This window comes from Streptomyces sp. NPDC023481, assembly GCF_055560195.1.
This window is the reverse complement of the sequence record NZ_JBVHJE010000013.1, coordinates 242,572-256,213: the sequence shown is the minus strand read 5'-3', so window position 1 is coordinate 256,213 and position 13,642 is coordinate 242,572. Positions and strand designations below refer to the sequence as shown.

Here is a 13,642-nt window from a genome sequence, read left to right as displayed (position 1 = left end):
TTACATTCCGAACCCGGAAGCTAAGCCTCACAGCGCCGATGGTACTGCAGGGGGGACCCTGTGGGAGAGTAGGACACCGCCGAACAAATTTTGAAAAGGTCGGATCCTGAACTTCGGTTCGGGGTCCGGCCTTTTTCTGTTGTGCTTAACGTGTCGTTCACGTTGTCGGCCCAGCATCGCGGACATGGGAACTGCAGCAATGCTCAGGGCCGCCGGCGTCGGAGCCGGTGACGAGGTCGTCGTACCGGCCTTCGGGAACGTCGAGGTCGCCGAGGCCGTCGTCCTGGCCGGTGCGCTCCCGGTGTTCGCCGACATAGACCCGGCGACCTACTGCCTGGACCCGGACGCCGTCGAGGTGGCCGTAACACCCCGTACCGCCGCGGTCGTCGCCGTACACCGCTTCGGACGGCGTGCGGACATCGGGCGGTTGCACGCGCTCGGGCAGCGGCACGGGCTGCTCGTGCTGGAACAGGGCGAGTCCGAGGCGCCGTACGACGACACGGCGCAGCGCAGGCAGCGGGCCGCCTATCTCGACGCCAAGTTGAAGGGCGTACGGACGCCGGACGGTGGGGCCGGGCACACCTACCAGCAGTACGTGGTGCGGGTGCCGGGGAACGGCCGGCCGGACCGGGACGCCTTCGCGCGGGCCCTGCGGACCAGGGGAGTCGACTGCCGGGTGCCGGTGAAGACGCCCGTACACCGGCTGCCGGAGTTCCGCCGGTGCGTGTCGTTGCCGCAGACCGAGCTGGCCGCCGACGAGACGCTCGCGCTGCCCGTGGACGCGGCGCTCACCAAACGGGAGATGCACCGCGTCGTGTCCGCCTGCAACGCCCTCGGTGGCCTGCTCCAGCCCGCCTTCTGACCGGGCACCGAACGAATTTGGGAACTGGGGCCCGGTCGGGGTACAGTTTCTTCGTCGCCGCGAGGGAAACCTCGGAAACGACAGGCCCCTATAGCTCAGTCGGTAGAGCGTCTCCATGGTAAGGAGAAGGTCAACGGTTCGATTCCGTTTGGGGGCTCCGACAAAAAGGCCCCACCCTTTTCGGGTGGGGCCTTTTCGTGCTTTCTCACGTCTCCTTGTGGATTCCCGGGACGCGCATCGCCAGAATCGCCATGTCGTCGGAGGGAGCGTCCGAGGCGAAGCGCTCGACCGCGCGCATGATGCGTGCCGCGACCGCGCCCGCCGTCAGTCCCGTGCACGTCGTGAGGACGTCGGCGAGGCCGTCGTCGCCCAGCATGCGCGTGCCCTCCCGGCGTTCGGTGACGCCGTCCGTGACGCAGAGCAGGACGTCACCCGGGTCGAGGGTGACCGTCTCCTCGTACAGCTCCAGGTCCTCGATGACGCCCAGCAGCGGCTGTGGTTCGGCCGCGGCCGTCACCGTGCCGTCCTGGCGCAGGCGCAGCGGGAGCGGGTGGCCGGCGCAGACGACCTTCAGTTCGGCGCTGCCGTCCTCCTGGGGGCGCAGCTCGCCGTAGAGCAGGGTCAGGAAGCGGCTGCGGTCGCCCTCGTCGAGGATCGCGCAGTTCAGGCGCTCCAGCACGGCCGGTCCGGACAGGCCCTCGCGGGCCAGCAGGCGCAGGGCGTGCCGGGCGAGGCCGGTGACGGCCGCCGCGTTGGGGCCCGTACCGCAGACGTCGCCGATGGCGAAGCCGTACGCGCCGTTGCCGATGGGGAACAGGTCGTAGAAGTCGCCGCCGACCTCGTTGCCCTCGCCGGCCGCGCGGTAGATGACCTCGACTTCGACGCCGTCGATCTGGGGCAGGCCCGGCGGGAGCAGGCTGCGCTGGAGGGACTGGCTGATGGCCGTGCGCTCCGAGTACAGGCGGGCGTTGTCCAGGGCCAGGGCGGCCCGGCGGCTCAGGTCCTCGGCGAGCTCCAGGATCTCCTGGCGGAAGTGCTCGTCGGCGGGCTTGCCGAGGGTCAGCATGCCGATGACGCGGTTGCGGGCGACGAGCGGCAGGACGACCGTCTCGCCGCCGACCGCGGAGGCCGTGGCCAGCGTCGGTCCGATGCCGGAGGCGAACCGCTGCGTGGGGCCGCCGGTCAGGCCCAGGCTGCGCATGGAGCTGCGCAGGGCCGCCTGGTGGGCGACCTCGCCCGGGGTGCTCCAGACGCGGGCACCGGGCGTCGGTACCGGATCCGGCGGGGACACCTTCGACAACAACGACTTGATGCCGTCGATGAGTTCCTCGTCCTCGTGCAGGACGTACGACAGGTACGGCTCGGAGGCCTGGTCGGCGATGGTGTACACCGCGCACCAGGTGGCCAGCGTGGGGACCGTCATCTGAGCCATCAGGGCCAGCGTCTGGTCTCGGTCCAGGGTGCCGGCCAGCAGGTCGGAGGCCTCGACCAGGAAGCTCAGGGAGCCGCGGCGCAGCCGTTCCAGTTCGCCGAGGCGGGCCGACTCGACGGCCAGGGCGATGCGGTCGGCGGCGAACTGCAGCCGCAGCGCCTCCTCGTTGGTGTACCTGGCGGGCGCCTCGGCGGCGACGCCGAGGGAGCCGGTGAGGCGGCCCTCGACCTTCAGCGGGACGGTGACGACCGAGCGCATGCCGGTGCCGGCGAGCAGGGGTACGGCACCGGGGACGGCGGCGAGGTCGTCGTGGACGGCGGGCATGCGCGCGGAGCCGTAGCGGCCCGGGCCGGCCTCGACGGGCACGCGCGCGAAACGCTGGCGGGCGGAGGGCAGGCCGGTGGAGGCGCGGACCTCCAGTTCCGTCTCGTCGTCGGTGGCGAGCAGCAGGAACGCGGAGTCGCCGTCGAGCATGTCGCGGGCGCGTTCCACCGTGCGCTGGAGCAGGCCGTCGAGGTCGTCCGGGGCGGGGGAGCCGATGAACACCTCGAAGGGGTCGGCGCTCTGCCCGTCGGAGCCGGGGGACTGGTCGGAGGCCGGGACGCGGGACGGCGTCTGCAGGACGGCGCGCTCGTGGTCGCGGACCAGGAGGCAGACGGTGGAGGGCTCGCCGCCGGTGTCGCGGACCCTGAGGTGGGAGGCGTAGACCTGGGCGACGCGGCCGTCGGCGCCGCGGATGCCGTAGGTGCCCTCCCAGCGGGAGAGCTGGAGGGCCTCGGCGATGCCGGTGCCGGTGCCCGGGGTGTGCGGCCAGGCGGCCAGCTCGGTGAGGGGCTTGCCGATGACGTCGGAGGCCGGGTAGCCGAACAGCTCTTCCGCGTCCTCGTTCCAGGCGCTGACGCTGCCCTTCCGGTCGACCTGGAGGACGGCGACGCGGACCCGGCCGTCGGCCAGCGGGAGGAGGTCGGCGGGCAGGGCGGGGCCGGCGGTGCGGGTGCCGACCGGGCGCTCGGGCAGGTTGAGCTGGAACCAGACGTTCTTGTGGGTGGGGGTGTAGTCCACGCCCCAGCGGGTGGCCAGGGCGGCGCAGAGCTGGAGGCCGCGGCCGCCCTCGCGGTCGGGGCTGCCCATGGTGGCCGTGGCGGTGTGGATCGGGACCTCGCGCTCCGGGTAGCGGTCGGAGACCTCGATGCGCGCGCCGTCCTCGGTGCGCAGGCACAGCACCTCCGCGTGGGTGCCCGCGTGGACGACGGCGTTGGTCACCAGCTCGCTGGTGAGGACGACCGCGTCGTCGACGATGTCGGCGAAGCCCCAGCCCTGGAGGGTGTCGCGGACGAAGGACCGGGCGGTTGCGACCGATCGTCCGACGGGCTCGAAACTGGCAGCCGCGCGCGCGGTGATCACAGAACTCCTCGGCCGGTCGTCGACATGCAGGGCTGCGGGGCCGGCCGGCTCGCGACGCTGCTGCGGCATCAGCTCGCCCGTCGGCTGTGGCTCCGGGGGCTGTCCCCCGGGGATCAGTCCGGTGGTCATGGTGTCCGGCCGCTCCTCCGATGCCCGCTCGTACTCGTGCCACCGCCCAGGCCGGTCGGACCGGTGCGGCTGGACAGCCGCATGCAAGGTTACTTACCTTCGCCGTCCGAGCGGATGCCGGTCGCGGGTGTTCACACCCGCGGGGTGTGCGGACGATGTGCGAAGCTGCCGAACTGTTATGGCCTGGTTGGGCCGGGGTGAAACACTGGGCAGGCTTCTGATGTAGGTCGGGTCCGGCTGCGTGTGTTCCGTGCAGGGCGGGCAGCAGCCCCTGGTGTGGCCGGATCTCGTCTGGCGGATATACGCAGCAGTAACCGGTACGCGGAAGTATCCGGTATGCCGATGACCGGCACGCCGGGGCCGAAGCGGCCGAGCACAGCAGTAACGGTCTACCCCTCCGGGAGGGACACAGTGGAGTCTGGCGCGGCGACGCGAGGCACGAAGACGCGCGCGAAAGGCGGACCGTCCCTGGGCAGGAGCGGCGGCACGACCACCGTGGACACGGCTGCCCTGAACCGGCTGCTGGCGGCTCTCGTGTCGATGCGGGACGGGAACTTCCGCAAGCGGCTCACGGTGTCCGGCGACGGTGTGATGTCGGAGATCGCGGCCGTCTTCAACGAGGTGGCCGACCGGAACCTGCACCTGACCGGTGAGCTGGCGCGGGTGCGGCGCATGGTGGGGCGTGAGGGAAAACTCACGGAACGCCTGGAGACGGGGGCCTGCGAGGGCTCCTGGGCGGCGGCCATCGACCACTCCAACGCGCTGGTGGACGATCTGGTCTGGCCGGTGTCCGAGGTCAGCCGGGTGCTCACGGCGGTCGCCGAGGGTGATCTGTCGCCCCGGATGGAGTTGCGGACGCAGGCGGCGGACGACGGTACGGGCCATCCGCTGCGGGGTGAGTTCCTCAAGGTCGGCCGTACGGTGAACAACCTGGTCGACCAGTTGTCGACGTTCACGGACGAGGTCACGCGCGTGGCCAGCGAGGTCGGCACCGAGGGCAAGCTCGGCGGCCAGGCCCGGGTGCGCGGTATGTCCGGTTCGTGGAAGGACCTGACCGAGTCCGTCAACACGATGGCGGACCGGCTGACCGCACAGGTGCGGGACATCGCGCTGGTGACCACGGCGGTCGCGAAGGGCGATCTGTCCCGCAAGGTGACCGTCCACGTCGCCGGCGAGATGCTGGAGCTGAAGAACACCGTCAACACGATGGTGGACCAGCTGTCGGCCTTCTCCTCCGAGGTCACCCGGGTGGCCCGGGAAGTGGGCACCGAGGGCATCCTGGGCGGCCGCGCGCAGGTGCCCGAGGTGGCCGGCGTGTGGAAGGAGCTGACCGACTCCGTCAACACGATGGCGGGCAACCTGACCGCGCAGGTGCGCGGGATCTCGCAGGTCACGACGGCGGTCGCCAACGGTGACCTGTCGCAGAAGGTGACCGTCCCCGCGCGCGGGGAGGTCGCGCAGCTGGCCGAGACCATCAACCAGATGACCGAGACGCTGCGGATCTTCGCGGACGAGGTCACCCGGGTGGCGAACGAGGTCGGCGCGGAGGGCCGGCTCGGCGGGCAGGCGAACGTGCCGGGCGCGGCGGGTACGTGGAAGGACCTGACGGACTCCGTCAACACGGTGTTCCGGAACCTGACCACGCAGGTGCGGGACATCGCCGCCGTGACGACCGCGGTGGCCAGCGGTGACCTGTCGCAGAAGGTCACCGTCGACGTGGCCGGCGAGATGCTGGAGCTGAAGAACACCGTCAACGGGATGGTGGACCAGCTGTCGGCGTTCGGTGCCGAGGTGACGCGGGTCGCGCGGGAGATCGGTGTCGAGGGTGAGCTGGGCGGTCAGGCACAGGTGCCCGGGGCGGCCGGTACCTGGAAGGACTTGACCGACTCCGTCAACACTGCGTTCCGCAACCTCACCGGGCAGGTGCGCAACATCGCCCAGGTGACCACGGCGGTGGCCAACGGTGACCTGTCGCAGAAGGTCACCGTGGACGTGTCCGGTGAGATGCTCCAGCTGAAGAACACCGTGAACACGATGGTGGACCAGCTGTCGAGCTTCGCCGACCAGGTCACGCGGATGGCCCGGGACGTGGGTACGGAGGGCCGGCTGGGCGGTCAGGCCCGGGTGGACGGCGTCTCCGGTACGTGGAAGGAGTTGACGGACTCCGTCAACTTCATGGCCGGCAACCTGACGTCCCAGGTGCGGCAGATCGCCCAGGTGACGACGGCGGTGGCGCGCGGTGACCTGTCGCAGAAGATCGATGTCGACGCGCGTGGCGAGATCCTCGAGCTGAAGAACACGATCAACACGATGGTGGATCAGCTGTCCGCCTTCGCCGACCAGGTGACCCGTGTCGCGCGGGACGTGGGCACGGAGGGCCGGCTCGGCGGGCAGGCGCAGGTGCCCGGGGTCGCGGGTGTGTGGCGGGACCTGACGGACTCCGTGAACGGCATGGCCGGCAACCTGACGGCCCAGGTGCGCAACATCGCGCAGGTCGCCACGGCGGTGGCGCGCGGTGACCTCTCCCAGAAGATCACCGTGGACGCGCGCGGGGAGATCCTGGAGCTGAAGAACACCCTGAACACGATGGTCGACCAGCTGTCGTCGTTCGCCCAGGAGGTCACGCGGGTGGCCCGTGAGGTGGGTACGGAGGGCATGCTCGGCGGCCAGGCCGAGGTGCAGGGTGTCTCCGGCACCTGGAAGGACCTCACGCAGTCCGTGAACTTCATGGCGAACAACCTGACCATCCAGGTGCGCAACATCGCCGAGGTGACGACGGCGGTCGCCAAGGGTGACCTGTCGAAGAAGATCACTGTTGACGCGAAGGGCGAGATCCTTGAGCTCGTCACGACGGTCAACACCATGGTTGACCAGCTGTCAAGCTTCGCCGAGCAGGTGACCCGGGTGGCCCGCGAGGTGGGCACCGAGGGCATCCTGGGCGGCCAGGCGCACGTCCCGGGCGTGACCGGCATCTGGAAGGACCTCAGCAACAACGTCAACCTGATGGCCAACAACCTGACCATGCAGGTGCGGAACATCTCCCAGGTGGCCGCGGCGGTGGCCAACGGTGACCTAACGCGGCAGGTGACGATCGAGGCGCGCGGTGAGGTCGCGCAGCTCGCCGACACCATCAACACCATGGTGAAGACCCTCAGTTCGTTCGCCGACCAGGTCACCAAGGTGGCCCGCGAGGTGGGCACGGACGGCATCCTGGGCGGTCAGGCGCACGTGCCCGGTGTGGCCGGCACCTGGAAGGACCTCACCGAGTCGGTGAACCAGATGGCGTCCAACCTGACCGGTCAGGTGCGCAACATCGCCATGGTGACCACGGCCATCGCCAAGGGCGACCTGACCAAGAAGATCGACATTGACGCCCGCGGTGAGATCCTTGAGCTGAAGACGACGATCAACACGATGGTTGACCAGCTGTCAAGCTTCGCCGAAGAGGTCACGCGTGTGGCCCGCGAGGTGGGTACGGAAGGCCAGCTGGGCGGTCAGGCACGCGTGCGGGACGTCGACGGCACCTGGCGGGACCTCACCGAGTCGGTGAACGAGATGGCCGGGAACCTGACCCGGCAGGTGCGTGCCATCGCGCGCGTGGCGACCGCGGTGACCCGTGGCGACCTGAACCTGAAGATCGACGTGGACGCCTCCGGCGAGATCCAGGAGCTGCAGGACTACATCAACAAGATGATCGCCAACCTGCGCGACACCACGATCGCCAACAAGGAGCAGGACTGGCTCAAGGGCAACCTGGCCCGTATCTCCGCCCTCATGCAGGGCCGCCGGGACCTCGAGGACGTGGCCTCGCTGATCATGAGCGAGCTGACGCCGGTGGTGTCCGCGCAGCACGGTGCTTTCTTCCTGGCGATGCCGCTCATGGAGGGCAAGGGCGTCGGCAACGGGGAGGACGACTACGAGCTGCGGATGCTGGGCTCGTACGGCTACTCGATGGGCTCCATGCCGACGTCGTTCCGGCCCGGCGAGGCGCTGATCGGCACGGCCGCCGAGGAGAAGCGCACGATCCTGGTGGACCGTGCGCCCAGCGGCTACCTGAAGATCTCCTCCGGGCTCGGCGAGGCGCCGCCCGCGCAGGTGATCGTGCTGCCGGTGCTGTTCGAGGGCAAGGTGCTCGGCGTGATCGAGCTGGCGTCCTTCACGCCGTTCACGCACATCCAGAAGGACTTCCTCAACCAGATCGCCGAGATGATCGCGACCAGCGTCAACACCATCTCGGTCAACACCAAGACCGAACAGCTGCTCAAGCAGTCGCAGGAGCTGACCGAGCAGCTGCGGGAGCGGTCGGCCGAGCTGGAGAACCGGCAGAAGGCGCTGCAGGCCTCCAACGCCGAGCTGGAGGAGAAGGCCGAGCTGCTGGCCCGGCAGAACCGGGACATCGAGGTGAAGAACACCGAGATCGAGGAGGCCCGGCAGGTCCTGGAGGAGCGCGCCGAGCAGCTCGCGGTCTCCATGCGCTACAAGAGCGAGTTCCTCGCCAACATGTCGCACGAGCTGCGCACGCCGCTCAACTCGCTGCTCATCCTGGCGAAGCTGCTCGCGGACAACGCCGAGGGCAACCTCTCGCCGAAGCAGGTCGAGTTCGCCGAGACCATCCACGGCGCCGGCTCCGACCTGCTCCAGCTGATCAACGACATCCTGGACCTGTCGAAGGTCGAGGCGGGCAAGATGGACGTCTCGCCGACGCGTATCGCGCTCGTCCAGCTCGTGGACTACGTCGAGGCCACCTTCCGGCCGCTGACCGCGGAGAAGGGCCTGGACCTGTCCGTACGGGTGTCCCCGGAGCTGCCGGCCACCCTGCACACCGACGAGCAGCGGCTGTTGCAGGTGCTGCGCAACCTGCTGTCGAACGCGGTGAAGTTCACCGACTCCGGGTCGGTGGAGCTGGTGATCCGGCCGGCCGGCGCGGACGTGCCCGCGGGCATCCGCGAGCAGCTGCTGGAGGCCGGTTCGCTGACCGATCCGGACGGGCCGCTGATCGCGTTCTCGGTGACGGACACCGGCATCGGTATCGCGGCCGGCAAGATGCGGGTGATCTTCGAGGCGTTCAAGCAGGCGGACGGCACGACGAGCCGCAAGTACGGCGGCACCGGCCTGGGCCTGTCGATCTCGCGGGAGATCGCGCAGCTGCTCGGCGGCGAGATCCACGCGCAGAGCGAACCGGGCCGCGGCTCGACGTTCACGCTGTACCTGCCTCTGCACCCGAGCGAGCTGCCGCCGCAGGGCTACCAGCAGCCCGCGCCCGCGCTGGAGGCCGGTGACCTGGTCGCCGCCTCCGAGGCGCGGCTGTCCTCGGAGCTGTCCGCGGCGGAGATCGAGACACCGGCGGAGGTGAAGTCGTACCAGGAGACGCAGAACGGCGCCGCCGCGCTCTTCCGGCGCCGGCGGCGGAGCCTGCCGCAGGAGACGCAGCGGCCCGAGCAGTGGACGGCCGTACCGGAGCAGGAGCACGCGCCGCAGGAGGTCCACGCGGCACGGTTCGGCGGCGAGAAGGTGCTGATCGTCGACGACGACATCCGCAACGTGTTCGCGCTCACCAGCGTCCTGGAGCAGCACGGCCTGTCCGTGCTGTACGCCGAGAACGGCCGCGAGGGCATCGAGGTGCTGGAGCAGCACGACGACGTGGCGGTCGTCCTGATGGACATCATGATGCCCGAGATGGACGGGTACGCGACGACCACCGCGATCCGTAGGATGCCGCAGTTCTCGGGGCTGCCGATCATCGCGCTCACCGCGAAGGCGATGAAGGGCGACCGGGAGAAGGCGCTCGAGTCGGGGGCCTCCGACTACGTCACCAAGCCGGTCGACCCCGATCACCTGCTGACGGTGATGCACCAGTGGATGAGGGCGGAGTGAGCACGGCGGGCGGTACGGCCGGACACGCGGCACATGCGCGGGGAACTTCCGGCGTGTGCCGGGAGTTGCTGCATGATGAAGGCCGGAAGTGCACGGAATCCCGGATTCCGGGAACTTTCCGGGGCCGGGCCGCGTTTGCAGTACGTGCACAGTGACATCGCAGTGACAGGGTGTGGCGACAGGCGGGGTGCGGCTACGATGACCGGCACAAGGACGGGCGGCGAAAGGGAGTCGTCCCCTGGGGCGGCGCCCGGTGTACCGCCGGGGCGAGGAGGGCGGGCCATGGTGCAGAAGGCCAAGATCCTCCTGGTCGATGACCGGCCGGAGAATCTGCTGGCGCTGGAGGCCATCCTCTCTGCGCTCGATCAGACGCTGGTGCGGGCATCGAGCGGGGAGGAAGCGCTCAAAGCGCTGCTCACGGACGATTTCGCGGTCATTCTGCTGGATGTCCAGATGCCGGGCATGGACGGGTTCGAGACCGCCGCGCACATCAAGCGGCGCGAGCGGACCCGGGACATCCCGATCATCTTCCTCACGGCGATCAACCACGGCCCGCACCACACCTTCCGGGGCTATGCGGCGGGCGCGGTGGACTACATCTCCAAGCCGTTCGACCCGTGGGTGCTGCGCGCGAAGGTCTCGGTCTTCGTCGAGCTGTACATGAAGAACTGCCAGCTCCGCGAGCAGGCGGCACTGCTGCGGCTGCAGTTGGAGGGCGGGGGCAAGGGCGGTGTGGCCGGCAAGGAGTCGGCCGGGCTGCTCGCCGAGCTGTCCGCGCGGCTCGCGGCCGTGGAGGAGCAGGCCGAGGCGCTGTCCAAGCAGCTGGACGACGACTCCGCGGACGCGGCGGCGGTGGCCACGGCGGCCCATCTGGAGCGCAAGCTCACCGGGTTGCGCCGCGCCCTCGACGCGCTGGAGCCGGGCTCGGGCGGTGCGGGAGCGCCGGTGCCCTCGCAGAACTGACCCACGCAGGGGCAGCAGTTACGGATGAGCGTGCGTCAGTTCCGGGTCCCGGCAGGCACGACACGAACGGGTGAAGCTGTGGGCACACGTGTCCGCAGTCGTCTCCCCCGGTAACCTCACACCATGGCCTCACGTCCCTCCGCCGCCAAGAAGCAGCCCGCCAGGAAGGCGGCCGCTCCCGCGAAGGCTCCGGCGCGGAAGGCCGCCGTGAAGAAGGCCCCGGCCAAGAGGGCGCCCGCCAGGAAGGCCGCGGTGAAGAAGGCCGTGCCCGCGAGGCCGGCACCCAGCCCCACCGGGGGCGTGTACCGGCTGGTGCGCGCCCTCTGGCTCGGCCTCGCGCACGCCGTCGGCGCCGTCTTCCGCGGCATAGGGCAGGGCGCGAAGAACCTCGACCCGGCCCACCGCAAGGACGGCACCGCGCTGATGCTGTTCGGCATCGCGCTGATCGTCGCCGCCGGCACCTGGGCGGACCTGCGCGGGCCCGTCGGCGACCTGATCGAGATCCTGGTCACCGGCGCCTTCGGCCGCCTGGACCTGCTGGTGCCGATACTGTTCGCGGTGATCGCCGTACGGCTCGTGCGGCACCCGGAGAAGCCGGAGGCCAACGGGCGGATCGTGATCGGCCTGTCCGCGCTCGTCGTCGGCGTGCTCGGCCAGGTCCACATCGCCTGCGGCTCGCCCGCGCGCAGCGCCGGCATGCAGGGCATAAGGGACGCCGGCGGCCTCATCGGCTGGGCGGCGGCCACCCCGCTGACGTACACCATGAGCGAGGTGCTCGCCGTACCGCTGCTGGTGCTGCTGACGGTCTTCGGGCTGCTCGTGGTGACCGCCACCCCCGTGAACGCCATCCCGCAGCGGCTGCGGATGCTCGGCGTCCACCTCGGTGTGCTGCATGATCCGGAAGCGGACCGGTTCGTCGTGGACGACGAGGACTACGACGAGCAGTGGCGCCAGGCGAGGCCCGCGCGTCCGGGCAGGCGCTCGGGCGCCCCTCAGGCGTACGACCCGGAGCGCGCCGAGGAGGAGGCCCTCACCCAGCGCCGCGGGCGCCCCAGGCGCTCCGCGTTGCCCCAGCCGGACCCGCAGCGGCAGCTGGACGCCGTGGACGTCGCGGCCGCCGCTGCCGCCGCGCTCGACGGCGCCGTGCAGCACGGCATGCCGCCGTCCCCGATCGTCGCCGACCTCACCCAGGGGGTGAGCGTGGGCGAACGCGAGGACACCACCCCGGTGCCCACGCCCGCGCCCGCGTCGGCGCCGGTCCCGGCCGCCCGCCCCCAGCAGGAGGAGCTCAGGGCCGAGCAGCAGGACAAACCCCGGGCCGGGACGGTCCCCGACCTGACCAAGAAGGCCCCCGAGGCACCCCGCGAGCTGCCCGCGCGCGCGGAGCAGCTCCAGCTGTCCGGCGACATCACCTACGCGCTGCCCTCGCTGGACCTGCTGACCCGCGGCGGCCCCGGCAAGGCGCGCAGCGCCGCCAACGACGCGGTCGTCGCCTCGCTCACCCAGGTCTTCACCGAGTTCAAGGTCGACGCGGCCGTCACCGGCTTCACCCGCGGCCCGACGGTCACCCGCTACGAGGTGGAGCTGGGTCCCGCCGTGAAGGTCGAGCGGATCACCGCCCTGACCAAGAACATCGCCTACGCCGTCGCCAGCCCGGACGTGCGGATCATCAGCCCCATCCCCGGCAAGTCCGCGGTGGGCATCGAGATCCCGAACACCGACCGGGAGATGGTCAACCTCGGCGACGTGCTGCGGCTCGCGGAGTCCGCCGAGGACGACGACCCGATGCTGGTCGCCTTCGGCAAGGACGTCGAGGGCGGGTACGTCATGCACTCGCTGGCGAAGATGCCGCACATGCTGGTGGCCGGCGCGACCGGATCCGGCAAGTCGTCCTGCATCAACTGTCTGATCACCTCGGTGATGATGCGGGCGACTCCGGAGGACGTCCGGATGATCCTGGTCGACCCCAAGCGGGTCGAGCTGACCGCCTACGAGGGCATCCCGCACCTGATCACACCGATCATCACCAACCCGAAGCGGGCCGCCGAGGCGCTGCAGTGGGTGGTCCGCGAGATGGACCTCAGGTATGACGACCTGGCCGCCTATGGGTACCGGCACATCGACGACTTCAACCGCGCGGTGCGCGAGGGCAAGGTCAAGCCGCCCGAAGGCAGCGAGCGGGAGCTGCAGCCGTACCCGTACCTGTTGGTGATCGTGGACGAGCTGGCGGACCTGATGATGGTGGCCCCGCGTGACGTCGAGGACGCGATCGTGCGCATCACGCAGCTCGCGCGCGCGGCCGGCATCCACCTGGTCCTCGCCACCCAGCGTCCCTCGGTCGACGTGGTCACCGGTCTGATCAAGGCCAACGTACCGTCCCGGCTGGCCTTCGCCACGTCCTCGCTCGCCGACTCCCGGGTCATCCTCGACCAGCCCGGCGCCGAGAAGCTCATCGGCAAGGGCGACGGCCTGTTCCTGCCGATGGGCGCGAACAAGCCGACCCGTATGCAGGGCGCCTTCGTGACCGAGGAGGAGGTCGCGGTCGTCGTCCAGCACTGCAAGGACCAGATGGCGCCCGTCTTCCGGGACGACGTCACCGTGGGCACCAAGCAGAAGAAGGAGATCGACGAGGACATCGGCGACGACCTGGACCTGCTGTGCCAGGCGGCCGAGCTGGTCGTCTCCACCCAGTTCGGGTCGACCTCGATGCTCCAGCGCAAGCTGCGTGTCGGCTTCGCCAAGGCCGGGCGCCTGATGGACCTCATGGAGTCCCGCAACATCGTGGGGCCGAGTGAGGGGTCCAAGGCACGTGACGTTCTCGTGAAACCCGACGAGCTGGACGGTGTGCTCGCCGTGATCCGTGGGGAGACCGAGGGGTGAGGGGCGGAGGGCCGTTCGGCGGACGCCGGATACGCCGGCCGGCGGGATCGCCGTGATCCACCTGTTAGATGTCGGTGAGCAACCGTTTCCCTTTGTCG

The 13,642-nt window shown here is 70.2% G+C and carries 5 protein-coding genes, 1 tRNA gene and 1 rRNA gene; 6 read left to right on the top strand and 1 reads right to left on the bottom strand.

The window, feature by feature from the left end; genetic code table 11:
* From rrf to ACZ3ZD_RS25135, 3 genes are all read left to right on the top strand, one after another.
* Positions 1-85 (top strand): 5S ribosomal RNA (gene rrf / locus ACZ3ZD_RS25145); the annotation flags it as partial.
* 114 nt (positions 86-199) lie between these two features.
* Complete coding sequence (locus tag ACZ3ZD_RS25140; RefSeq protein WP_467401402.1) at positions 200-862, top strand: DegT/DnrJ/EryC1/StrS family aminotransferase; 663 nt, start codon at positions 200-202, stop codon at positions 860-862.
* Between the two features lie 84 nt (positions 863-946).
* Positions 947-1,019: transfer RNA gene (locus ACZ3ZD_RS25135), tRNA-Thr, on the top strand.
* A gap of 48 nt (positions 1,020-1,067) precedes the next feature.
* On the opposite strand, the gene ACZ3ZD_RS25130 is transcribed toward ACZ3ZD_RS25135, so the two are convergent.
* A complete protein-coding gene (locus tag ACZ3ZD_RS25130; RefSeq protein WP_467401386.1) occupies positions 1,068-3,827 on the bottom strand; it encodes a SpoIIE family protein phosphatase in 2,760 nt (919 codons plus the stop codon).
* A 411-nt stretch (positions 3,828-4,238) separates the two neighbouring features.
* On the opposite strand from ACZ3ZD_RS25130, the gene ACZ3ZD_RS25125 reads away from it, so the two are divergent.
* The 3 genes from ACZ3ZD_RS25125 (at position 4,239) to ACZ3ZD_RS25115 (ending at position 13,544) form a co-directional block, all read left to right on the top strand.
* Complete coding sequence (locus ACZ3ZD_RS25125; protein ID WP_467401383.1) at positions 4,239-9,701, top strand: HAMP domain-containing protein; 5,463 nt, start codon at positions 4,239-4,241, stop codon at positions 9,699-9,701.
* A 282-nt stretch (positions 9,702-9,983) separates the two neighbouring features.
* Complete coding sequence (locus ACZ3ZD_RS25120) at positions 9,984-10,664, top strand: response regulator (RefSeq protein WP_467401381.1); 681 nt, start codon at positions 9,984-9,986, stop codon at positions 10,662-10,664.
* A gap of 123 nt (positions 10,665-10,787) precedes the next feature.
* Positions 10,788-13,544, top strand: a complete 2,757-nt coding sequence (locus ACZ3ZD_RS25115; RefSeq protein ID WP_467401377.1) for a DNA translocase FtsK — start codon at positions 10,788-10,790, stop codon at positions 13,542-13,544.
* Positions 13,545-13,642: the final 98 nt, after the last annotated feature.